The 22,935-nt window shown below is 58.2% G+C and carries 18 protein-coding genes; 7 read left to right on the forward strand and 11 right to left on the reverse strand.

What is annotated here, in order from left to right; translation table 11 throughout:
• The first annotated feature begins 143 nt into the window (after positions 1-143).
• The 3 genes from AAF739_14595 (at position 144) to AAF739_14605 (ending at position 3,234) form a co-directional block, all read left to right on the forward strand.
• The gene (locus AAF739_14595) at positions 144-668 is read left to right on the forward strand and encodes a histidine phosphatase family protein (protein ID MEM6383898.1); all 525 of its coding nucleotides are present in this window, start codon (positions 144-146) and stop codon (positions 666-668) included.
• A 92-nt stretch (positions 669-760) separates the two neighbouring features.
• Positions 761-2,212 carry a YcjX family protein gene (locus AAF739_14600; GenBank protein MEM6383899.1) on the forward strand — a complete coding sequence of 484 codons (1,452 nt, stop codon included), beginning with the start codon at positions 761-763 and terminating at the stop codon, positions 2,210-2,212.
• 5 nt (positions 2,213-2,217) lie between these two features.
• Positions 2,218-3,234 carry a TIGR01620 family protein gene (locus tag AAF739_14605; protein ID MEM6383900.1) on the forward strand — a complete coding sequence of 339 codons (1,017 nt, stop codon included), beginning with the start codon at positions 2,218-2,220 and terminating at the stop codon, positions 3,232-3,234.
• Positions 3,235-3,254: 20 nt separating this feature from the next.
• Here AAF739_14605 and AAF739_14610 read toward each other — a convergent pair whose 3' ends face one another.
• From AAF739_14610 to AAF739_14625, 4 genes are all read right to left on the reverse strand, one after another.
• The gene (locus tag AAF739_14610) at positions 3,255-3,659 is read right to left on the reverse strand and encodes a hypothetical protein (protein MEM6383901.1); all 405 of its coding nucleotides are present in this window, start codon (positions 3,657-3,659) and stop codon (positions 3,255-3,257) included.
• A 92-nt stretch (positions 3,660-3,751) separates the two neighbouring features.
• Positions 3,752-4,804 (reverse strand): NAD(P)/FAD-dependent oxidoreductase, encoded by a 1,053-nt coding sequence (locus AAF739_14615; protein MEM6383902.1) that lies wholly within the window; start codon positions 4,802-4,804, stop codon positions 3,752-3,754.
• 219 nt (positions 4,805-5,023) lie between these two features.
• Positions 5,024-5,344: a 2Fe-2S iron-sulfur cluster-binding protein gene (locus AAF739_14620; GenBank protein MEM6383903.1), complete on the reverse strand. Its 321-nt coding sequence runs from the start codon at positions 5,342-5,344 to the stop codon at positions 5,024-5,026.
• 161 nt (positions 5,345-5,505) lie between these two features.
• Entirely contained in the window at positions 5,506-5,949 is a 444-nt protein-coding gene (locus tag AAF739_14625; protein MEM6383904.1) for a histidine kinase, read from the reverse strand.
• A 263-nt stretch (positions 5,950-6,212) separates the two neighbouring features.
• On the opposite strand from AAF739_14625, the gene AAF739_14630 reads away from it, so the two are divergent.
• On the forward strand, positions 6,213-11,147 hold the full coding sequence (locus AAF739_14630) for a hypothetical protein (protein MEM6383905.1): 4,935 nt from the start codon (positions 6,213-6,215) through the stop codon (positions 11,145-11,147).
• Between the two features lie 108 nt (positions 11,148-11,255).
• Here AAF739_14630 and AAF739_14635 read toward each other — a convergent pair whose 3' ends face one another.
• The 4 genes from AAF739_14635 to AAF739_14650 all read right to left on the reverse strand — a co-directional run bounded on the left by AAF739_14635 (position 11,256) and on the right by AAF739_14650 (position 15,461).
• A complete protein-coding gene (locus AAF739_14635) occupies positions 11,256-11,897 on the reverse strand; it encodes an ABC-type transport auxiliary lipoprotein family protein (protein MEM6383906.1) in 642 nt (213 codons plus the stop codon).
• 32 nt (positions 11,898-11,929) lie between these two features.
• Complete coding sequence (locus tag AAF739_14640; GenBank protein MEM6383907.1) at positions 11,930-13,327, reverse strand: MlaD family protein; 1,398 nt, start codon at positions 13,325-13,327, stop codon at positions 11,930-11,932.
• 86 nt (positions 13,328-13,413) lie between these two features.
• Positions 13,414-14,238, reverse strand: a complete 825-nt coding sequence (locus AAF739_14645) for an ABC transporter ATP-binding protein (GenBank protein ID MEM6383908.1) — start codon at positions 14,236-14,238, stop codon at positions 13,414-13,416.
• Between the two features lie 8 nt (positions 14,239-14,246).
• The gene (locus AAF739_14650) at positions 14,247-15,461 is read right to left on the reverse strand and encodes an ABC transporter permease (protein ID MEM6383909.1); all 1,215 of its coding nucleotides are present in this window, start codon (positions 15,459-15,461) and stop codon (positions 14,247-14,249) included.
• A 175-nt stretch (positions 15,462-15,636) separates the two neighbouring features.
• Here AAF739_14650 and dgcN point away from each other — a divergent pair, with 175 nt between their 5' ends.
• Positions 15,637-16,641 (forward strand): N-acetyltransferase DgcN, encoded by a 1,005-nt coding sequence (gene dgcN, locus AAF739_14655; protein MEM6383910.1) that lies wholly within the window; start codon positions 15,637-15,639, stop codon positions 16,639-16,641.
• Complete coding sequence (dgcA, locus tag AAF739_14660; GenBank protein ID MEM6383911.1) at positions 16,641-17,621, forward strand: N-acetyl-D-Glu racemase DgcA; 981 nt, start codon at positions 16,641-16,643, stop codon at positions 17,619-17,621. Before dgcN ends, dgcA begins: the two co-directional genes overlap by 1 nt.
• An 11-nt stretch (positions 17,622-17,632) precedes the next feature.
• Here dgcA and AAF739_14665 read toward each other — a convergent pair whose 3' ends face one another.
• Positions 17,633-18,907, reverse strand: coding sequence for an MFS transporter (locus AAF739_14665; protein MEM6383912.1), 1,275 nt, complete (start codon positions 18,905-18,907; stop codon positions 17,633-17,635).
• A 66-nt stretch (positions 18,908-18,973) separates the two neighbouring features.
• On the opposite strand from AAF739_14665, the gene AAF739_14670 reads away from it, so the two are divergent.
• A complete protein-coding gene (locus AAF739_14670; GenBank protein ID MEM6383913.1) occupies positions 18,974-20,839 on the forward strand; it encodes a protein phosphatase CheZ in 1,866 nt (621 codons plus the stop codon).
• A 7-nt stretch (positions 20,840-20,846) separates the two neighbouring features.
• On the opposite strand, the gene AAF739_14675 is transcribed toward AAF739_14670, so the two are convergent.
• Together AAF739_14675 and AAF739_14680 are read right to left on the reverse strand one after the other, a co-directional pair.
• Positions 20,847-21,848: a threonine/serine dehydratase gene (locus AAF739_14675; protein MEM6383914.1), complete on the reverse strand. Its 1,002-nt coding sequence runs from the start codon at positions 21,846-21,848 to the stop codon at positions 20,847-20,849.
• A complete protein-coding gene (locus AAF739_14680) occupies positions 21,838-22,896 on the reverse strand; it encodes a glycosyltransferase family 1 protein (protein ID MEM6383915.1) in 1,059 nt (352 codons plus the stop codon). Before AAF739_14680 ends, AAF739_14675 begins: the two co-directional genes overlap by 11 nt.
• Positions 22,897-22,935: the final 39 nt, after the last annotated feature.

Below are 22,935 nucleotides of genomic sequence, written 5' to 3' on the forward strand. Positions count from 1 at the left end.
GCCGCTGCGTCCGCGAACGAGTGAGCATCATCCATGCCAAACCAAATAGACCTGATATTTCAGATGATTAGCCGAATTGGATGGCAGCTACCGATCATGCAGGTCGGCAATCTCGGTCATAGGCGGCAGATTCTGCCGGGCTCATGACGCGTACTTTGCATTTGCTTCGACACGCCAAATCATCATGGGCCGATCAGGCGTTGGACGATTTCGATCGGCCTCTCAATGCGCGCGGCAGAGCGGCTGCTCTAAGCTTGGCGTCGTACCTTCGGGACGTGCCAATCGAGCTGGTAATCTGTTCACCCGCCCTTCGAACGCGGCAAACCCTCGCTCCGATAACTGTTGCCATCGGACCAGAGTTGGCCGTCGTCTTTGCCGCTGAGCTCTACGAAACCAGCGCAGAGCGCTATTTGCAGGTGTTGCAAGATCGCGGCGAAGGGGCGGCTCATGTGCTCATGGTTGGCCATGAGCCTTCCATATCCCAATTGTGTCACTCACTTGCGGGGTCAGCATCGCCCGATGCGGTTGATCGGCTACGGGTCAAGTATCCAACCGGCACGCTTGCAACGCTTTCGTGGGATGGGACGCTGTGGCGCGACCTTTCCCATGGCGCTGCTCATCTTCAATCCGTTATCAGGCCGAGGGACCTTCTGCAGCAGGAAGAGTAGGGATTATCGAGGCTTTCACTGAGCTTGCAATTGTCCTCGGCCAGCCAAATATCCCTGTCGTCGTGTCGCTCGAGCTCAGCATGTGAACCAGATTGCCCAACCTATCCCTTCTTGACGATGCTCAACTCACTGTCAGCAATCTGGCACACAGCGCGACAGAACTTGTAAGTCCATCCCTTCGCATCGGCGTGACGGGCCTCTCGCGCGCCGGCAAGACCGTATTTCTAACGTCGCTGATCCATGCGCTGATGCACGCGGCGAACCTGCCTGCGTTGCATGCTCAACGATCCGGCCGCCTTATCGGCGCTCGCCTGACCCAACAGCCCGATGATGGCGTCGCCCGCTTCGCAATCGAAGATCATGTCGACGCCCTCATCAACGACCGTGTCTGGCCACGTTCGACGCGGCAAATTTCGCAGCTTCGATTGACACTGCGCTTCGAGCCGCAGTCCGGTTTGTCGCGGGTTCTGGGCCGATCAACCTTGCATCTGGACATGGTGGACTACCCCGGCGAGTGGTTGCTCGACCTGCCGCTTCTTGACCAGTCTTTTGCACAGTTCAGCGCCGAAGCGTTGGTTAAAGCGCGAGCCACCGGGCGAGAACGCTTGGCCGACCCCTTTCTTCGGGTGCTGAACGATATCGATGTTGAGGCGCCGCTTGACGATCGGATCGCAAACGCACTTGCCGAAGCGTACACAGAGTATTTGCGCGCATGCCGGGCCGATGAAACGGCCTTGTCGATGTTGCCGCCCGGACGTTTTTTGATGCCAGGTGACATGGAAGGGTCGCCTGCACTGACCTTCGCACCATTGGAGCCTCCAGAAGACGGCGCGCACCTTTTCAATGAGACGCTCTACAGGGCTTTCGAGCGACGGTTTGAGGCCTACAAGCGCTTGGTTATCAAGCCATTTTACATCGATCATTTCGCCCGGCTCGATCGACAGGTCGTGCTTGTCGACACGCTTGCCGCGATCAACGCGGGGCCTGAAGCCATGAGCGATCTACAGGACGCGCTTGTCGCGATCCTAAAATGCTTCAAGCCAGGCAAGCGGAACCTTATCTCGAACATTTTCGGACCGAGGATCGACCGCATTGCCTTTGCAGCGACAAAGGCCGACCACCTGCATCATGAGAGCCATGATCGTCTTGAAGCCATTCTGGCCACGCTGGTCGGCGAGGCAACGCGCAAAGCACGCTTCTCAGGTGCTCAAGTCCAAACCCTTGCTCTGGCGTCAGTCCGCGCAACGCGGGAGGCAAAAGCGCGGAAAAACGGTCAAATGCTGAAGGCTGTAGCGGGTGTCCCCATTGCGGGGGAGACGATCAATGGAGAACAATTTGACGGCGAGCGAGAAGTCGCCATCTTTCCCGGGGACCTTCCAGCGGACCCCAACGCGCTTTTGCGGCTGGGCCACGACGAGCAACCGCTTCGCTTCGTGCGCTTTCGGCCGCCACACTTGGCCGCCAAGAACGGTGAGGCACCCTACCTTCCCCACATCCGGCTTGATCGGCTGCTTGAATTTCTCATCGGCGACAAGCTGAACTGATCTGCATGACTGGACCAACCACACAGCCAAAGACCAGTGCGAGCCGTGCACCACAGGTCATCGATCTATCAAAAGCCGAAGTCGAAGCCACGGTAGCAACGTTCGAAGAGGAACCAGCTTCGGGTCCTGCAGAACCGGCGCGTCGCCCGTATCGCTGGCTGGCGATGTTTGCCTCGGGACTGTTGGGTCTGATCGTGATCGGCGTGACGCTATGGGCTGAAAACCTGGTTCGAGCGCTCATCGCTGAGCAACCCGTTTTGGGGTATGTCGCCCTTGCCTTCGCTATCCTCGCGCTCATGGGTGCGGTTGGTTTTGTCGTGCGTGAGGTCCGCGCCGTGATGCGCTTATCGACGCTGGACGCTTTGCGGGCCAAAGCCCAGGAAGCGTTTGACGAGCAGAACTTGAAAGCTGCCCGTGAGACCGTCGATTCCTTGCTTTCCGTCTACGCTTCAAAGCCTTCCACAGCACAAAGCCGCGCACGATTTGTCGAGCAACGGCAGGGCGTTCTCGACGCGCGTGATCTGCTGATTATTGGCGAGGACACACTCCTTGGCAGCCTTGATGAACGCGCGGTTGCTAGCGTGTCATCGGCGGCGCGAAGGGTATCGCTCGTCACCGCTTTGTCGCCGCGCGCGCTGATAGACATAGCAATGGTTGCTTTTCAGTGCGTCGCCATTACGCGCCAGATTGCAGAACTTTACGGCGCTCGGCCTGGGCTCCTGGGGGGTTTGAGACTCTTTCGACACATGATGGGTCACCTTGCGTTGACCGGTGGAATGGCTGCAACGGAGGGGTTGGTCAGCCAAGTTCTGGGTCACTCGCTCGCGGCTCGGCTCTCCGCACGACTTGGCGAGGGCGTCATTAACGGACTTCTGACGGCACGCGTGGGAATTGCGGCGATCGCGGTGATGCGTCCATTGCCGTATTTTTCAGGGAATGAGCCGACGCTATCGCAGGTGACGCGCGGGATGGCGAGCCTCAACAAGGCGGACGAAGACGAAGCGAACGAAACCGACCAATAAACAGGCGGTGGATCGCTGACTCAGCCAGATTGCCTGGACAAAGGCAGGTCGAGGACCGTTACGCTGCGTCCGTCGACAATCGTCGTAACCAGCAATCGCAGCTGGTCGCCGCCAACGCCAACGACGACGATTTGGCCCACGCTGCCATCTCTTGCACTGAGCCGAAGAAAGATATCACCTCGGTCGATCTGACCGTAAAGTTGCCCTCGCATGTAGTTAAGCGGGGCAAGCATTTCACCCGTGAAGCGTTGGCTCGCCTCATTGTAACTCAGCAGCATGGCAATAGTTGCCGATTGACCCTGCGTCGAACAATCGGCAGACATGCTCAGGCGGCCAGCGACTATTTTGCTTTCCACATCGCAACGCACAGGCGCCTCGCCTGAGCTCGTAGCGGCGCGACCTTCACCAACCCACTGCCCCACCATTGCAGCGATTACGGGCGCTTGAGCTGCGGTAGGGGTAACCGCTTGCGTTGAGCAGACGGTGGCTAAAAGGGCGGCAAAGATAAGCCTGAGGCTCACAGAACGCCCAGTTTCTTCTGCAAATTCGAAGACGACGTCGTGTACTGAAACACAATCCGTTTGTCCGGGAACACAATCCGCCCGACCACCTGCGCCATTAAGGCGGCTTCATGGAAACCCGACAGGATCAGCTTGAGCTTACCCGGATACCAATTGATATCGCCGATGGCGAAGATGCCCGGCTCGGAGGTTTCGAACCTTTCTGTATCCACCGTTATCAAGTTCTCGTGCAGGTTAAGGCCCCATTCCGCAACTGGGCCCAGTTTCATCGTCAAACCGAAAAACGGAAGAAGGCGCGAGCAGGCAATCTCCGTTTGCTCCTGCTTGTTCTTGACGACGACCGACGACAAGGCACCGTTATCCCCTTTGAGCTCGGCCACCTGCCCCATTTCAAAACGCATTTTTCCCTGCTCGACCAGCGAACGCATTTTGTTGACCGTGTCAGGGGCGGCGCGAAACTCATCGCGGCGATGGATGAGGGTCAGCGATCGTGCCAGCGGTTGCAGATTGACGGTCCAGTCAAGCGCCGAGTCGCCTCCGCCGACAATGACAAGATCCTGATCGCGAAACGCCTCCATCTGGCGGACCGAATAGAAAACCGAGGTTCCCTCGTACGCTTCAATCCCGGCGATGGGCGGCCGCTTCGGTTGGAATGAACCACCGCCCGCGGCAACAATGACCGCCTTGCAGACAAAATGCTGGCCAGCGTCGGTTTCAAGCGCAAAGCGGCCATCGTCAAGCTTCGTAAGCGAGGTTACCATCTGCGAGAAGTGGAACTGCGGCTCGAAGGGCTCGATCTGCTTCATCAGCTGATCGACCAGTGCCTGACCAGAAATCTCCGGCCACGCTGGAATGTCGTAAATCGGCTTTTCAGGATACAGCTCGGCGCACTGCCCACCGGGGCGATCAAGAATGTCGATCAGGTGAGCTTTGACGTCCAGCAAACCCAATTCAAAGACGGCAAAAAGGCCGACCGGCCCCGCACCGATAATCACTGCATCTGTTTCAACCGTCGCGCCAGGATCGTATCCAGCTGCCGTATCCAGCATTCTCTTCTCCAAATGCTTGCTTCATCCGCGGGCTTTAACGGCTGCGGGCGCAGCAACCCACTATCATGACTGCCCCAACCGATGCCGAGGGCAAACCTAGCTATCACAGTGGTAAAACCACGAAACGAGGAGGTTTGAGTATCCGCAAACTTCCCAAAGGCTGCGATCAGCCGCCGAACCGAAGTCGAGACCGGCTGGCTGGCGGCGCCGCGGAAACACCTATGCCTGGAATTCAGGAACGCGCACCACCAAACCGTTGAACGCGGTGCTCACGCGCAACTGACACGATAGCCGGCTTTCGTCACGAATATCGTACGCCAAATCCAGCATATCTTCTTCCATGATCTCCGGCGAGCCAGTGGTCTCCTGCCAAGCAGGATCGACATAGATGTGGCATGTTGCGCATGCGCATGCACCACCGCAGCTTGCTTCGATGCCCGGAACGCCGTTCATCACTGCCGCTTCCATAACGGTTGAGCCTTCCTGCGCTTCTACCTCATGAGAAGTACCATCGTGCTCGATGAAGGTGATCTTGATCATGCCGCCTTACCTTTTGGCCCAAATCGGAACCCGCGCCTCCTAGCAAACGGCGCGCGGACTTGTGAAGCGCCTGCGCGCCCACATTTTGTCACGCGTCGCTTGGATTGCAGATGGTGGAAACGATCGTATCGCGCAAGGGCACGCAGAGCGTAGTCGATTTGCTAGATGCGAAGCAGGCCCGGCACGTGGGCTGCGGCCGTATCAAGACTTTCAAAGAGCTTGCTGATTGACGATCCATCGCTCGGCGCTTCTTCGGCCAGTTGGCTTGCCGACGCTAACTCGAATGCCCCAACACCTCGGGCCGCACCTTTGATCAAATGGCACAAACGCGCACGCTCGTCTGGGTCTTTGCAGGTCTCCAAGGCAGCACGGGTCGAGAGAACTTGTTGGAGAAATAAGCTCAGCACGTCTCGCCGAAGATGGATATCGCCAAACGTTTGCTCGTCCAAATGCGCCTCATCAATGATCGGCAAATGGGCTTCAGGCTGGCCTCTGGCCACCGACTGTCCATGGTGCCATGCGCCACCAGCGGAACCATTTGTCGTCGCATTCTCCATGATCGGAGCGGGATCTGGGGATCGCTGTTTTTTAACGGCAGGGGTCATTGGCGGAGGGCATTCAAACGCAAGGAACGTGTCACAACGGCAACAATTATGCGGCTCAGCAGCTTGCAACAGCGTTAAGGGAGCGAAAAAAGCGCGCCCTGGGGGTGTTAACCATGATGAACAAATTGCTAACAAAACAGGGCCACCACCTTCCTCTAGAACCCGCAAACGCTTAGTTTGCCCGCAACATTGGGGAGTGTGTGGCTTCCGCGTCGTTTGAACGTGGTTAATTAGGGTGCCCCAAGCATAACGAGGCGTTCACCATGGCAACCAAACCTTCCGAAGCGAACAAAGCGGCGCTCGATGCTGTTGAGGAGGCTTTGGCGATCGATTTCCCGGACCCCAGCGAATTGTCTGGAAAGGGTAAGTCTGATGATGCGCCTGCGGAAAAAGCGAAGATGCCTGAAGCCAAGGCAGATGTCCTCCCGGAGGCAACGCGCTCGCGTGCTGATGATATAGCGCCGCGCGACCGAGCGGCCGATCAACGCCTTCGCGAACGTCGCCCAGCTGCCAATGACGATCGGCGCGCAACAAGCGCATTGGTCTATGAATTGCAGCGCAGGCCGTCCCGTTCCTCCTTTTGGTTTGCGCTCCTGATCTCTCTTGTTTGGATCGGCGGTGCAGCGGTGCTTGCGCCAGCGCTTTTCAATCTGTCGCCCGCGGCAATTCTGGATAATCCCCAGGCACTGATCACACCTGGCTTCATCGCCTACATCGTTGCCGCGTTCGCACCACCGCTCATTTTCTTCATGGTCGCGTTTATGCTCTATCGCGCCGCCGAAATGCGGATGGTGACCAAGGCTATGGCCGATATCACCATGCGACTGGCGCAACCCGAAGATGTTGCCAAGGAGCAAGTTCTGTCCGTCGGTCAAGCCGTGCGCCGTGAGGTTGCGGCGATGGCCGATGGCGTCGAACGCGCGTTTGCCCGTGCGGGCGAATTGGAGGCGATGGTGCAGGCCGAGGTTGCCGGCCTCGAGCGCGCGTACTCAGACAATGAGACGAAGGTGCGCACACTGCTGACGCAGCTCACTGCGGAACGCGAGGATATCCTCCTGAATGCAGAGAAAGTCCGCGAAGCCATCTCGTCGTCACATGATGCACTGAACGCCGATCTCCTGGCAGCATCGAATGAGCTCACGCAGTCTCTGGCCACGACGGGTTCAATTGTCACGCAATCCCTAACCGATAAGGCACAGCAGGTGACTGCGGACCTGTCGCGGGCTGGCGAGCAAATGAGTGGCACGTTGCAGACCCATGGCGACAACATGGTCGACCAGATGACGACACTTGGCCAATCTGTCACCGAGCGCATCGCCGGCGTGGGCAATCAGATCGTCGGTGAGATCGGGGAAAAAGCAGATTCGGTGGACGCGCTCCTGCGGCAGCGGACGGAAGAGGTCAACGAACAGCTTGATAGCACCGGGCGTGCATTGGCTGAAAACTTTGTCGCACGCGCCGACGAGGTGACCGGGACGCTTCGGTCGACGTCTGATTCCTTGCTGATGGACATGGAAGTCCGGGGGACCACCATAACCGATCGGATGGAGGAGACCGGAACCCGTATTTCGAGCTCCATCACCGAGCATGGCGGCAATCTTGCCGAGCGCATGGAGCAGTCCGCCGAGCGCATGCATGATGCGGTTGTCGAGCGTGGCCGCGAACTGCGTGAAGGTTTCGAACAATCCGCACAGTCGTTGATCGGTTCGGTGGACACCAAGCTCGAGCAGCTTCGAAACACCGCAAACGATACCAGCGCAACAATTGAAGCCAGCATCCTGGAAAACCTTGATCTCGTTGGTGCGCGGTTGGCCGAAGGACGCAACTCTCTTGACGAGTTGATCAAGACAGGAACGGTCGACGTTACCGAACGCATTGCAGCGGTCGGTGCACGCGTCGCAAAGATCGTCCTCGACCGCGGTGAGGACCTTACCTCCGCATTTTCCTCGCGCGCCGATGAATACTCCGCGCTTCTCAAGCGGGATGGTGATGCGCTGATCGACGCGATTTCCGAAGGGTCAAGTAATCTTGACGCACAGATCCAGACGCGCGCCGACTCGATCCGAGCGCTGCTCGACGACAAGGCCGAGGCCATAGATTTGACGTTAGCGGACCGGTCCACTGCGATCGATGCAAACCTCGCTGCGCATCGCTCCGCTTTTGAAGAAGCTGTCGACCGCGCCACTGTCCAGGCCAATGAGACGCTGGGTAATCAGTCAACATCATTCGCGCAGACCATCGAAGTCGCGACACAAGACTATCTTCAGCGGCTTTCGGATCGTTCTACGAGCCTGATGAGCACGATTAACGAGGTCAACACGGCACTCGAAGGTCGCATCGATGCCCGCACAAGCGAACTCATCAGCTCCCTGAACGGACGTTCAGAGGCGCTACTGGCGAGCCTGGAAGAGGCTGGCCGCTTGACTGAGTCCCGTATCGTTGACGGCTCCGACACGCTCAGCCAACGCATTGAGCAAGTGACGGCACACCTGGTCACGGAGTTCGACGCACGCACCGAAAACCTGGCGGGTTCGCTTACGGCCGTAACCAGCGATCTCTCCGAGCGCGCAGAGACGATTGATACCAAGCTGTCAGAGCAGATCAGCAGCCTTTCCAATGCACTGCAGATGCGCACCGAATTGCTCGAGAGCACTGTCGCTGATCGTCTGGGTGATTTCGACAACCGTGTTACGCAACAACTCGAAGAAGCGACCCGGACATTCGTGCAACGCGCCGACGCTCTTGACGATGCGCTTTCCAGCCGTGGCCGCGAGATTTCCGAGACGTTGATTGACCGGACGCGTGATGTGGCTTTCGCCTTCTCAAAAGGTAAAGACGAAATCGAGACAGCCATCGCCGCGCGCGTGGAAAGCGTCTCCGATACCATGGCCGCGCAGACCAACCAGCTCACCGAGCTGGTCACCTCGCGCGTCGATGAAATCAATTTGGCGCTCGGCTCCAAAGTGTTCGAAGTCGCTGAATCGATCCGCGCGCAGTCCGAAGCGCTCGAAGGCGTGATCAACGATCAGGCCAACAACTTTGGAGAAACCCTGTCGGGCGAAACCCGTAAGGCACTCGCTGGCTTTGAAACCGAAGTCTCCAATGCAACCCAAGCATTGGTTGAAGCGGCCTCGGAAGTTCGGGTAGCAGCGCGCGACGAAACGCTGGAGGCAAACCGCGAACTCACCGAACGGGCAGACGCGCTGCGTGCGGCGCTCGCTGGTCAAACCGACGCGATTGGCACACTTCTCGATGGTCAAGGCCAAGCGCTGGTCTCGTCCCTGGAAACGCGCACCGGTGAATTTGCGGGTGCCCTGCGTGTGGCAACCGATGCGATGCAAGCGGCCGCAGACCGCAATGCGACCGCTGTGCGCGATGCGCTCTCCGAACAGACCACAGCCCTTAGCGCTGTGCTAAATGACGAAGGCCAGGCCCTCATCAATGTGCTTGGCGAGCGCACCACCGGTCTTGAAAGCTCGCTGCAGCTTTCGACAACACGCCTCAACGAGGCGCTGAGCGCGGGCACTTCCCAGTTGGTCTCAGGCGTCGATGATGCGAGCCAAACACTTGCCGAACGCATCTCGACCGTTACGCGTTCCCTCGATGACAGCCTGGTCAACCGAACGCTTGGCTTCGAAACAAGCATTCAGTCAGCAACAGAGGCGTTGGAAAGCGCATTGGTTGAGCGTACTGATGCCGCAAGCCGTCTGATTGCAGAGAGCCAAACCCGTCTATCCAGCGATCTCGATGGGCTGACGGGTCGCCTTTCGCAGGTCAACTCGTCTATCGATGATCTTCTCGCTGCAAGCTCCACAACGATGGCCGACATGAGCGCAAGGCTTGAAGAGAAGACGCTGGACTTCCGCAAAGCCGTCGAAAACGCGGCAACTGACACAACGCGGACGACTGACGCGTTGGACCGTCAGCTGGACGCTTTGCGCGCTGTTTCTACCGAAGTGCTTGGTCAGATCGTCGATCTGTCCGACCGGTTCGATATTCATGGGCGCGCACTTTCAAACGCGTCCCAGTCGCTGATGCAAACCACACAGACCCTCGACGGGTCGCTTACCGAGCAGGTTACCAAACTCGATACGGTGACTTACGGTATCGGCGACAGAGCCTCGCAGGCTGAGGGTATGCTCCGCGACACAACCGAACGCTTGGCTGCGACCTTGGCCAACGCCGAAGAGCGGTCAAGTACGCTGGCTGCTGTGTTGTCGTCGGCTGCGGAAGAGGCGGCACGGAACGTCGCCGCGCAGTTCGATGCGCTCCAATCGACCGCTAACACAGAAACAAGCCGCGCAATCGACAGCATACGGCACTCTCAGACATCTATTGCCGAAGAGTTGCGCAGTAGTCTCGATGGCGCGATCTCCGCGTTCCAATCATCGATCGATGACATGCGGAAAATGACGGGCAATCTGAGTTCGGAACTGGCGACCACGCGTGCGGACATCCGCCGCGGCGTCTTCGAATTACCGGACGAAGCACGCGAGAGCACCGCCGCTTTGCGACGCGTCGTCAACGAGCAAGTGGATGCGTTAAAGGAGTTGGGTAAGCTCGTAACTGTCGAAGGCAATGGACGCGACGTTTCTGCGCCGCGCCTGGAACGGGTAGCGGCTCCGGCACGGGCGCCCGAGCCACGAGCACCTGAGCCCGCGCCTGCACCAACTGTTGTCGCGACCGAACCCATCGAGGATCCGAACGCCGATATCGTCCAGTCGATGGCCGACGTTCGTCAGGCTGTTTCACAGGATCTTGGAGGCGAGCCTGCGGGCGCTGCATCCGGAGGATGGATCAGTGACCTGCTTCGCCGCGCCTCGACGGAAGGCGAGGACGATCATGACGAGGGAGGATCGCCCCTCGATCCCATCCGGACATCACTCATTGAGGCTCTGGACGAGCGCACCTATGTGCAGCAGTGGGATAGTTATCTCTCAGGCAACAAGAGCGGGTTCAGCCGCAGACTGTATACCTTGTCTGGTCAGCAGACGTTCGATGATCTGCGTCGTCAAATAGGACGGAACGCTGAGCTGAGGGCCGCTGCCCAAGATCAGTTGCGCAGCTTTGAAAGCCAGTTACGGGACCTGGCGGCACGCCGTGCAAACCGTGCTGAAACCCGAGCGCTGCTCTTGTCTGATGATGGCCGATTGTACACGGTCTTGGGGCACGCTCTGGGCCGCTTTGAAGGCACCTAGATCCATGCGATGATTGGGCAAACGCCCATTCTCCGGACATCCACCCATTAAGAACGCCGGCCGCTGGGCCGGTGTTTTTATTTAATTTGAGGGACTTATTCTGAAAAGTTAAACACGCCTGAGAACAAATACGGTCATCTCACTCAGCACGGTGTCAAACGCCTGATCGAGCGCCGCAACACCGTCGCCCGCAGCGTCGCTTGCTGCTGGAACACTCGCCGCGAAGTCTGCTGTGGCCAAGACACGCCCGTTGGCATCGTTCATGACCTTCAGGCCGATATCGACGACGGCGATTGCGCCGCCATCCTGCGAGACCTGAACTTCGAACGCTCTGATTTCCGGCACGAGACGCGTGTCGATCAAAAGCCCCTGCCCCGGAACCCCGACAGCGCGCACGCGACCCGTTTTTTCAAGCGTCTCAGCGAGACGTGCCTGAAACAATTGAGGCAGAGCATCGCTCCACAAAGCTTGCGGATAGTAGCTAAGCGTCGAGGCATCATCGCGGACAACGATGCGGTCTGTCGCATAAAAACGCACCGCGGTGGGTTCTGCTACAAGGAGTTGTCGTGATGTGCGCGCACTGCCGGTGTTCACCTGTTGAGGCGCCGTAAGGTCATAGACGATCGGCGGCGCTTCAGGCACCAAGGTAGCGCATCCACCAAGCAGGAGCGCTGCTCCTGACACGGCGGTGAGCCCTCGTCGCGCGCTGGATTGCCAAGCGTTCCAGGGAGAAATCAAAAACTTGGGCATGAAGGACTTACGCATACGCAACCACAAATCTCCTACCGCCGCTGAGGCTGATACTCAGGGGTAGCACCATCCCCGAATATCAGTTGCTGCGGGTCTCGCTCGAGCGAACTGACGACACGGTCAATACGGGAAAGCACCCGTCGCCCATCAGTCACCAGAGCTTCTATATCTTGAAGCCCTCGCCCACTGAAACGTGCCAGACCATCGGCAATCTGTCCGGATTGACCCTCGAACGCCACAGCGACATTGCGGAGGGCCCGCGCTGCATCGCGTGCATCACCGATCAACCCACGCGTTTCGTCCTCGCCCAAAAGGCCACCAACCTGACCGAGCAAGGCGTCCAAACCGCGTGACGCGCGCTCAAGCCGTTCGGCAATCAGAACGGCACTGTCAAACACGGCGTCCACCTGTTCAGCATTGTCTTCGAGGCTCGCGGTAAACCGATTGACATTGGCAACAGCCTCTTCGGCCTGGCCGAGAACGCTATCAACGCGCGCTCCCGTGCCCGGCAACACCTCGGCGAAGGCGGAAACGTCAACAACAACTTGTCCAACCAGGGTTGGGTCAACAGCATTGACCACATCTTGAACGCCTTGAAGTGTATCGCTAAGCGCCGTGGATGAGGCCTCAAGGTTTTCGAACACACCCTCTCCGCGCGCAACAAGTGCACGCGCATCCTCACCGATTCCGCGGAACTCGGTCGACGCGAAGCGGATATTCTCAACCACTTCGGTCACTGCCTGCTCATCCACCGCGGCCAGCAGACGTTCAGAGCCGGAAATGATGCCTTCCAAGCGACCAGACAGGCCGGAGATCTCAACAGCAATGGCACCAACACCTTCCATGAGCTGCTGAATGCTATCGGACTGTTCAGCTATAGACCCCGTTATCTCGTTCACATCCGCAATCGTTTGAGTGAGGAATGGCTCGTTGACGAGCAGAAAGTTCTCAATCGTCTGCATTGCGAAGTCGGCGCGACCCAGCACGTTACGCGCGCCGTCGATCAAGTCTTGTACAGCGGAGATGCGTGCCTGCATGAAGGCTGGTTGATCGGGGTCGAGCAGCGGCGGCTCATCCATACTCCCCCCACGCAATGCGATGAACGCGGTACCCGTTATTCCCGTGATGCCCAAGGACGCGTCCGTATCCTGCCGCACCGGCGCGGTGGTGCGAACGAACGCGGAGGCAAGCGCTTCTGATGGGTTATCGGGATTGAGAGAAAGCGAGCGCACCTCACCTATCTGAATACCGTTGAACAGCACCGGCGAACCAGCATTCAGGCCATTGACCGGACCATCGAACGAGAAAATGATCTCCGCTCGCTCTTCGGTATCGCCGAACTCGACCACCCAATAAACGAACGCTAATGCAGCCGCCATGACGGCGAGCGCAAACAGACCAATAACGATGTGGTTGGCACGGGTTTCCATGCGGAACGCTTAGCGCGTCACCACGCCGAAGCCCAGCGTCAAAACACCAGCCGGCTCACCATCGGCGCCGAAAAAAGAATTTTCCGTCAAAGCGTTGCGCGTTTCCCGCGGTCTGAGGCGCGTTCACTCGCGCGACCGCTATTGAAGTAGCGCTGAACCCAAGGATCGTCATAGCGGCGGACTTCCTCCACTGTGCCGATCGTCAGGACCCTTTTTTGACCCAGAACAGCAATCCTGTCGCAAACCGAAAACAGGCTGTCGAGATCGTGTGTCACCATGAAAACCGTCAGCCCCAACGCGTCCCGCAGGTCGGCGATAAGCTCATCGAACGCCGCTGCACCAAGAGGATCGAGGCCAGACGTCGGTTCATCGAGAAAGACAAGATCGGGGTCAAGCGCAAGCGCGCGTGCAAGGGCCACACGTTTGATCATTCCGCCAGACAGCTCTGATGGACGCTTCAAGGCAGCATCGGGCGGCAAACCAACCATGGCCAATTTGACCGCAGCAAGGCGCTCCATCATGACCGCATCAAGCTGCCAGTGCTCACGCATCGGAACTTGCACGTTCTGAAGCACATTGAGCGACGAAAACAGGGCACCATGCTGAAACAACACACCGAGCCGCTCATCGATCCGAGAACGCTCCTGATCTGTCATCTCGGAATACGGTTCCCCAAGAACATCAATTGTTCCAGCCCGCTTACTGTTCAGGCCAAGGATTGCCCGCGTTAGAACCGACTTGCCTGTTCCCGATGCGCCAACAAAGCCTAAAATTTCCCCGCGGCGGACATCGAGATCGAGGTCCTTGAGAACGGTGAAATCTCCGAAACCAACCTCCAGCCCGCGAACGCGGATAACGGGCTGTCCTTTTTGCGCTTGGAAACGAGACTCATTGGCCGACTGTCCCTGCATGAAGGCCTCTAGAAATTGATCGCGGCGAAGAACATCGCGAAGATACCATCCATCACGATCACCACGAAGATGGACTTCACGACGGCAGCAGTTACGCGCTGCCCCAAGGATTCTGTGCTGCCTCCAACACGGAAGCCCTCCGAACACGCAATACAGCCGATGGCGAGCGCCATGAATGGTGCCTTGATCAGCCCAACAAGGATCGTATCGAGGTTGATCGCATCTCGCATGCGATCAACGAAGATCGCTGGTTCAATGCCCGAATAAATCCAAACCACAAACATGCCGCCACCAAGCGCGGCAGCATTGGCGATGGTTGTGAGAATTGGGAGGGCAATAACAAGCCCAAGGACACGCGGTAAGATCAGAGCATGGACGGGATCGAGGCCGATAACGCGCATGGCGTCGACTTCTTCGCGCATCCGCATTGCGCCAATTTCAGCAGTGAACGCAGACCCGGTGCGGCCTGCGACCATGATGGCCGAAATCAGGACGCCAATCTCCCGCAAGACGAGAATTGCAACCAGATCGACCGTAAAGATCTCCGCACCAAAGTAGCGCAGTTGCCACGCACTTTGCTGAGCAATAATACCGCCGATTACGAACTGGATCAGGACAATAATAGGCACAGCGCGAAAAGCGCTTCGATCCAGTTGGTTGACGAGCGCATTGAGACGCCATGTGCTCGGACGGAAAACCGTTGTCGCGGTGGCGGAAAGCACAACGCCAAGCATCGCCAGAATTCCGAGAAGATCACTCCATAGCGACGTCACACCTTCGCCGAGCCGCGCGACAACATCGTCGAGGCCCCAGCCCTTTTGATCCGGCACTTGGACGTCTGCGTTCCTTTGGACAGCGGCTAACAGATCAGCCTTGTCAGGCGGCAAACCGACCAAACGCGCCTCACTTCCTGGGCGAGACAGGGCCGCTTGAAGATCGAAAAGCGCGAGACACCCCAGGGTATCGAGCGTACCGATACCGCTTGCATTAATGTCAATACCGCCCGGCAAGTCCGCCCCATCGACCCAACCCCGCGCGCCATCAAAGCCTTGATCCATCAGCACGGCGCGAACAAATGGGCGCGTCCAATCCCCCGAAACGAACACGCCGTGCTCGTCTCGACCGATCATCGCAGCATCCGGCGAGGACAGATCGCCCTGCGAGGCCAAAGCTGGTCTCGCAGCGCTTATGTCCGCAGTCCAAAGCGCGTCTCCTGTGGTCACGTTTGGCGATCCTTTCGAACTATGTCGAACAAACTGAACAAAAGTTGTGGGGTAACGTCCGCTCCGTAGCGGTCGATACCAATCAGCGATACCCTACGTGCCAGAATGTGGCATGGGCTCGCGGTGGGCTCAATCACCGATGATGACGACAGAACTGAGGAGGTTGGGAAACTGCATGTCGGAGATTGCAAGGCCTTATGTGCTTTTTCTCGGTGACGTTCCCGATGCACTGGCTGCAAAGACGGCTTACGGCATCACCGATTGGCGGCGTGATTGGTGCGTCGGTCAGATCCGGCTGCCGGGCTGCCAGGCGGATACCGGACTGCCAGACATGCAGATTGAGCAAGCCTTTGCTGCGGGCGCAAGAACGTTTGTGATCGGGGCGGTGAACGCTGGTGGCGTTCTTCCCGGCCACTGGGTTGATAGCATCGTTCAAGCGCTCAACGCCGGCCTTGATGTTGCAAGTGGTTTGCACGCTCGCCTCCAAGACAACCCTGCAATCAAACAGGCTGCGGACGCCGGTGGCCGGCTGCTGCACAATGTCCGCAGAATTGAACAGGCGTTACCCACAGGAAAAGGCGATAAGCGGCCGGGTCGGCGGCTTCTTACCGTTGGGACGGATTGCTCGGTCGGCAAGAAGTACACCGCGCTCGCAATGGAACGGGGCATGCTGGAGCGTGGCATGAAGGCAAGCTTTCGGGCGACCGGTCAGACGGGCGTTCTTATTTCGGGTCGCGGGCTTTCGATCGATGCCGTTGTCGCCGACTTCATTTCGGGAGCTGCCGAGTGGGTGTCACCAGCCAATGACGATGATCATTGGGATTTGGTCGAGGGACAGGGGTCACTGTTCCACCCCTCGTTTGCCGGGGTCAGCCTGGGGCTGCTACACGGCGCGCAACCCGACGCCTTTATCGTTTGCCACGAACCGACGCGGACCACCATGCGCGGCGTCAGGACGCCCCTACCCTCGATCCGACAGGTGATCGACGCCACCATAGCCATGGGATCACTGACCAATCCCTCGATACGCTGCACGGGCCTCGCCGTTAACACCGCAGCACTGGACGAGGATGCAGCACGTTCGGTGCTCGATGACCTTTCAAAAGAACACACACTCCCCGTCACCGATCCTGTGCGCTTTGGCGTCGAAGACCTCGTTGACGAATTGCGTATGGTTTAATGCAGCGCCTCACCGTCACAGATGAGCGCTTCCCGATACGCGGCGGCTTCACCATCTCACGCGGACGTCGCTCACATGCGCACGTCGTCACGGTCTCAATTGAAGACGGTTCAGCTGCGGGGCGCGGCGAGTGTACGCCTTACGCGCGTTACGGTGAAACGCCGCAAAGTGTTTGTGCGCAGATTACATCCATCGCGACAGCGGTTGAGGCGGGAGCCAGCCGCAAAGACCTCCAATCCTTGCTGAGCCCCGGGGCGGCGCGAAACGCCGTCGACAACGCACTATGGGACCTGGAAGCGAAGCAAAAAGGCATACCGGTTTGGCAACTTGCGGGGCTGCCCGAACCAAGCCCGTTGCAGACGGCCTTTACTCTCAGCCTCGATACGCCCGACGCCATGGCTCTCGCCGCCTGGGAAAACCGCGACAGACCGTTGCTGAAGGTTAAACTTGGTGGAAACGGTGACGACGATCGAATGCGGGCCGTGTGCGGCCATTGCGGGGATGCGCGGGTCATTGTCGACGCAAATGAAGCGTGGCCGCTAGATCAGTTATGGGAATGGCTGGACCTTGCAGCTAACCTTGGCATTGAGCTGGTTGAGCAACCTCTTGCTGCCGGCGAAGACGAGTTGTTGGCAGAGCGTCCGCATGCGGTCCCCGTGTGCGCCGATGAAAGCGCTCATGATTTGCTTAGTCTGGAACGGCTCAAGGGGCTGTACGAGTTTGTAAATATCAAACTCGATAAGACCGGCGGCCTCACAGAAGCACTCGCAATGAAAAACGCAGCTGGCGAAGCAGGTTTCGGTATTTTTATCGGGTGCATGATGGGTTCGTCGCTGGCAATGGCCCCCGCTTTTCTCCTTGCGCACGATGCGCACTACGTCGATTTGGACGCTCCCCTGCTCCTATCTGAAGACCGCAAACCGGCACTTGCGTTTGACGGCAGCGTTGTCCAACCACCGCCACCCGTACTTTGGGGCTAATGCTTTTTGTTTTACGGCATCAAACCTGCGGGAACAGTGAGCCTGTTTACCAATAAAACAGCTGTGCCGATGCTCGCCATACCAGCCATGGCCAAGTAGCTGACCGGGCCAAAGGCTTCAAATAGCGGGCCAGCCGCTAACGTCGCCAGACCCATGATCGCTCCCGATATTACCGCAAAAACGCCTTGGGCAGCTCGCAGTTCATTGGGACGCGCCCGACGTTCAACGTAAGCGATCAAGGCCAGAAACGTCATGGCAAACGAGAAGCCATGCAAAACCTGGAGCGGGATCGTCAGAACCAAGTCGGGCTTTGTGGCTAGGGCAATCCAGCGAAGAACGGCTCCGCTTCCACCAACCAGCAGCAGCCCGCGGGCGCCAATGCGGGCGATGATCGGCTTTGAAACGGCAAATAGCGCGATCTCGACGGCAACACCCAGGGCCCACAGAACGCCAATCGCACTTTCAGAAAATCCCTGCTGCCCCCATGACAGACTACCGAAGCTGTAAAGAACGGCATGGCTTGCTTGGATCAATGCAACACCGATGAAAACACTCATCGCGCCCTTGCGCCGGAAGAAGAACAGCCAACCCGACCGTTTCTTTCGTATGATGCTTTCACTTTTTGAGACAACGGCTCTGGGGAGCAGGATCGCAACAACGTAAAATGCAAACAGGTGTGCCAGGATAATCCACGGCACGACCCCAACTCCGAATGTGGCGACCATCCAGCCAACGCTGGTACTTACGACGATAAAAGCGAGGGAACCCCAAAGCCGAAGGCGCCCGTATGCAGCGCCAGTCGCGCGGGAAACTTGGATGGCAAGCGCATCGGAAAGTGGAAGAACAGCATTCCAGCCAACCGACATTGCCGCCACTATGATCAAGACCGGGTAAGGCCCGGCCAGTAGAAACGTCAGCGCTGGAACAACCATCGCCATTGGAAGCAGCGCAAAAAGCGCGAGCGCCAGCAGAGCCATAACGCGAAGAGGACGGCGGGGATCACCGAATCGCTCGGCCCAGTCAGACACGAGGCTTGTTGTCGCCACACGGACCAAAAGCGGCGCGGCAACAACGACAGCAATCCACCCCGTGCTGAGCCCGATCGACTGCAGCCAAACGGGAAAGAACGGGATAAAAACGCCCACACCACCGAAATAAGCCGCAAAAAGCGCGGATATGGTAACTATTTGGTGACCGGCTTGCGGTGGAATGTAGGCTGGCGAAATCAATACGGTATACCCAATTGCGGAAATCGCCACGCGAAGCTTTCCCGCTGGATGTACCATAAGAGCGCCTCTGTTAAACAAGAGGCGGAATGGGCGAGAGAGACGGCGCTGGCACCAAGGCACGGCATGAGCAAGTCACCCTCGAAAGCTGCGGCGAAACCACGTCGGCCGCGCCGGAAGACCAGCGCGTCTAAGGCACCTGTGCCTGTGACCGTGGAGAATCACGCGCTCAACGATGATGACTATGACGCCATCGCATCAGCTGTCATGGAAACAGCCCGGGGACGCTGGTTTCTCGACGAGTATGCGCGCCGAAACCGCCACGCAGAAACCGAAAAAGTACTTGAAGCTCTTGCGAGGATGCAGGAGCGCTGGGATAGCGCGCCGGCAAACCCGAATGCTGTCGAGAGCGATGCCACCGCAAGCCTGATCAATCGCGACGTTATCGACCTGGCTGAGGCCATCACCCAGGTCAAAAAAGAAGTCCGCGAGTTGGGTGGGCAGCCTGGCGGCGATGACCACTTTAATTCGGCAACGTCTGAACTCGAATCAATTGTCTCGCAGACAGAGAGCGCGACCTCGGAAATCCTCGAAGCCGCCGAAAAAGTTCAAGAGGTTTTGTGGACCCTCCGCGAAGATGGTGCCAGCTCCACGCAGTGTGACATCATCGAATCGAAGGTGATGGAAATTTACACAGCCTGCTCCTTCCAAGACTTGACAGGTCAACGATCAAGCAAGGTTGTGCGCCTGGTCGGTTACATAGAACGTCGCGTCCAGTCGATGATGGCCATCCTCGGCCTTGGACAAGCTGAAAAGGAAGCCATCCAATCAGACGAGGCAAACCCTGTCACAAGCGACGAAGCAGCAAGAGAGCGCGACCGACGATCAGACGCATCCCTCTTAAACGGCCCGGCGTCACCAGATACAGCGCAAAATCAGGGGTCAGTTGACGCCGTCTTTGAAGAGAGCGAACCGGCAGACACACTGGGTGGCGCGCAGGCAATAGCTGATGATGCCCAGCCTTCAACAGGCACTGCCGGTGGTGAGGTTGTCGAAACCTCAGCCAGCAATCTCGCTAAGCATGATGAAACTGACAGTCCGTCCCCTGAGGTTTCGGCTCAAGACCAAGAAAACGCTGAGTTCGAAGGCGCCGATGTTTTCGCGACCAGCAAGCCTGCATCTGCCATACTGCCGGAGACGTCTGAGCACTCGCTCGATGAGACAGGCGGGGTCGCCGAAGCTGAAGATCCGGTCATAATTAAAGATAGTGCGATCGTCGAAATCCATGATGCAGAAATCCTGCAGCAGCCCATTGAGCCGGAGCTCATTCAAACGGCAGTCAACGCCAAGGGCGCAGCGGTCATTTTCGAAGTCGAACAAGTTGATTTTGGCGGCTCCGCCCTTCGGCTTTCCCCGCAAGAAAGCGACGAACCACCGGTACTCGCCGCTGGCATTGGCGCTTTTGATCTGAACGAAGGTATCGCTGATATCTTTGAGACCGAGACGGCCTCTGATGACGCGCCCAATGGGCAAGCTGGCGCGCGTTCGGGCAGTTCGGCGGATCAAGCTCACCTTGAGCCCATGCCAAATGAATTGCTCGGTCAGGACGTTTTTGAACCCGATCTGGTCGAAAGTGAACCGATCTTCGCTGACGAGCCATCGACCGTGGAAGAGGACCTCCCGAAACAGGTTGAGCAAGTGGACGAGTTTGGACTTGCGCTTTCACAGCCCGACGATGTCACGATCAATGCCCTGGAGGATAGCGACGCCGTTGACAAAGCGTTGCTCGATGCAATTTCCGACGCGGAAGAGGTCGCATTCGACAACGCGCTTGAGGCGCTTGAGAGCGACATCACCATGGCGCTTGCAGCACAGGCAGAACCTGAAACCGCGCAGCAAGCTTCCGACGAAGCGGTCGAGAAGCCGAAACCGCGCAATAAGGGACTGTTGGGCGACTACACTGACGCAGAACGTATCGCGCTATTCAGCTAGCACCTTTTCAACTGTTCAGTGCCCGGTCGAACATTGCCGGATCGACGTTTCCACCCGAAATAATGGCGACGACCACTTTGTCGGCGACGTCGAGCTGGCCGCTTAGCAAAGCTGCCAAACAAACCGCCCCGCCAGGTTCGACAACCAGTTTCAGCTCCTCATAAGCAAATGCCATAGCCGTCAGGACATCTTTGTCACTTACGGTGAGCCCACGCACGCCATTCTCCATAAGCAGCGGAAACGTCAAGACGCCAGGCATTTCCGTCAAAATAGCGTCGCATATCGACTTGCCCCCCGGACGGATCCGCTCCCGCTGTCCACTCTGTAATGAGCGCGTGGTATCGTCAAAATCGGCCGGCTCAACCGCAAGTATATCCATCTTTGGGAAGGCGGCGCGCCAAGACGTCGAAATGCCGCTGCACAACCCGCCACCACCGCAGCACACAAGCCCAAGTTCCGGAACGAGGCCAAACGCGCCAAGCTGGGAAACGCACTCCAGCCCTGCGGTTCCTTGGCCCGCAATAACGTCCGGATCATCAAAGGGGAGAATAAGCGCACGCCCCAGGTCTTCGGCGAGCTTCCGCGCAACAGCATTTCGATCGTCATGTTGGCGATCATAAGGAACAACGTCAGCTCCAGACCGGCGCACGCGCCGGGTCTTAATCGCAGGCGCGTCGCTTGGCATCACGATCGTAGCAGGCACGTTGAACAGGCGTGCCGCCTCCGCCACGCCTTGCGCATGGTTCCCTGATGAGACAGCCACAACACCCTTTTGTCGGACGTCCGGTTCAAGAACACTCATGGCGTTGTAGGCACCGCGAAACTTGAACGAGCCGGTACGCTGCAAATTCTCACACTTGATGAAGACGCGACCTCCGGTCAGCTTGTCCAACCAATCGTTGCGCAGAAGAGGCGTCCGAACTGCAACGCCAGCGATGCGCTCCGCGGCCTGCTCAATATGGTCCAAGGTGCACGCCAAAGCCTGCGTGTGCGCCACGTCAATGGTCATAACTTGGCACGCTCCAGTCCGCCTTCAGGGGGTATAGATGATCAAAGAAAGCCTTGGCGCTGTTTTGCCAGCCATGCCGCTGAGCAAAAGCAACACAGTCCTCTGAATTCAGTTCGAGCGCCGCGAGACAAGCAGCTTGAAGGTCGTCAGATAGCACGCCCACCTTGGGATCGGTAATAACATCGCGCGGCCCCATCACAGGATAGGCAGCAACTGGTAAGCCGGACGCCGCAGCCTCCAGCAAAACGATACCAAACGTATCGGTCCGACTGGGGAAAACAAAGACATCGCTTCCGGCGTAATATTCCGCAAGCTCCTCACCGGTCTTGGGCCCGACAAATTCAGCATCAGGATAACGGGACCTGAGGCTGCCGAGCGCAGGACCGCCTCCCACAATCAGTTTGGTGCCGGGCAGATCAAGGTCGAGGAAGGCTTCCAGGTTCTTCTCGACCGCAACACGGCCAACGTAAATGAACACCGGTTTGGGATAGGGCAAGGCAATACGCGGGCGCGGGTAGTAGACATCTAAATCGACGCCGCGGGACCATCGCACAAGGTTGGTGAAGCCCCTTTGCCGCAGGTTATCCTCAAGTGTCTGCGTGGCGACCATGCATGCGGTAGCGGCGCTGTGGAAACGGCGCATATAGCCATAACTCCAGCTTAGCGGGATCGGCCAACGTGCGGCGACATATTCTGGAAAACGGGTGTGGTAGCTGGTGGTAAAACCAAGGCCGTGCTTGAGGCAAAAACGCCGCGCGACACTGCCCAATGGACCCTCGGTTGCGATGTGGATGGCACGCGGCGCCTCAGCACGGATCGCACGTCGAATTGCACGCGGCGCAGCTACCGCAAGACGAATTTCGGGGTAGCTGGGCATTGGAACGGTGCGAAAGCTTGACGAGCCTAGGACTCTTAGGTCGACTCCAAACTTTGGCGCTTCGCGCACCATCCACTCCAAGGTGCGAACCACGCCGTTAATTTGCGGGTGCCAAGCATCGGAGACAACCAACGCCCGCGCCGGTTCGGAGGCATCGAAGCCGCTCGACATGACAGAACGCTTTCCTGACCCGCTGCTTGACCGAAGGTT

This window comes from Pseudomonadota bacterium (assembly GCA_039024915.1).
Classification (GTDB): Bacteria; Pseudomonadota; Alphaproteobacteria; order Rhizobiales; family MH13; genus MH13.

Excerpts from the sequence above, each read along its gene's own strand:
- AAF739_14595 (MEM6383898.1), top strand. The coding sequence starts at position 144 with ATGACGCGTACTTTGCATTTGCTTCGACACGCCAAATCATCATGGGCC.
- AAF739_14605 (MEM6383900.1), top strand. The coding sequence starts at position 2,218 with ATGACTGGACCAACCACACAGCCAAAGACCAGTGCGAGCCGTGCACCA.
- AAF739_14610 (MEM6383901.1), bottom strand. The coding sequence starts at position 3,659 with ATGGTGGGGCAGTGGGTTGGTGAAGGTCGCGCCGCTACGAGCTCAGGC.
- AAF739_14615 (MEM6383902.1), bottom strand. The coding sequence starts at position 4,804 with ATGCTGGATACGGCAGCTGGATACGATCCTGGCGCGACGGTTGAAACA.
- AAF739_14620 (MEM6383903.1), bottom strand. The coding sequence starts at position 5,344 with ATGATCAAGATCACCTTCATCGAGCACGATGGTACTTCTCATGAGGTA.
- AAF739_14625 (MEM6383904.1), bottom strand. The coding sequence starts at position 5,949 with ATGACCCCTGCCGTTAAAAAACAGCGATCCCCAGATCCCGCTCCGATC.
- AAF739_14630 (MEM6383905.1), top strand. The coding sequence starts at position 6,213 with ATGGCAACCAAACCTTCCGAAGCGAACAAAGCGGCGCTCGATGCTGTT.
- AAF739_14635 (MEM6383906.1), bottom strand. The coding sequence starts at position 11,897 with ATGCCCAAGTTTTTGATTTCTCCCTGGAACGCTTGGCAATCCAGCGCG.
- AAF739_14640 (MEM6383907.1), bottom strand. The coding sequence starts at position 13,327 with ATGGAAACCCGTGCCAACCACATCGTTATTGGTCTGTTTGCGCTCGCC.
- AAF739_14645 (MEM6383908.1), bottom strand. The coding sequence starts at position 14,238 with ATGCAGGGACAGTCGGCCAATGAGTCTCGTTTCCAAGCGCAAAAAGGA.
- dgcN (MEM6383910.1), top strand. The coding sequence starts at position 15,637 with ATGTCGGAGATTGCAAGGCCTTATGTGCTTTTTCTCGGTGACGTTCCC.
- dgcA (MEM6383911.1), top strand. The coding sequence starts at position 16,641 with ATGCAGCGCCTCACCGTCACAGATGAGCGCTTCCCGATACGCGGCGGC.
- AAF739_14665 (MEM6383912.1), bottom strand. The coding sequence starts at position 18,907 with ATGGTACATCCAGCGGGAAAGCTTCGCGTGGCGATTTCCGCAATTGGG.
- AAF739_14670 (MEM6383913.1), top strand. The coding sequence starts at position 18,974 with ATGAGCAAGTCACCCTCGAAAGCTGCGGCGAAACCACGTCGGCCGCGC.
- AAF739_14675 (MEM6383914.1), bottom strand. The coding sequence starts at position 21,848 with ATGACCATTGACGTGGCGCACACGCAGGCTTTGGCGTGCACCTTGGAC.
- AAF739_14680 (MEM6383915.1), bottom strand. The coding sequence starts at position 22,896 with ATGTCGAGCGGCTTCGATGCCTCCGAACCGGCGCGGGCGTTGGTTGTC.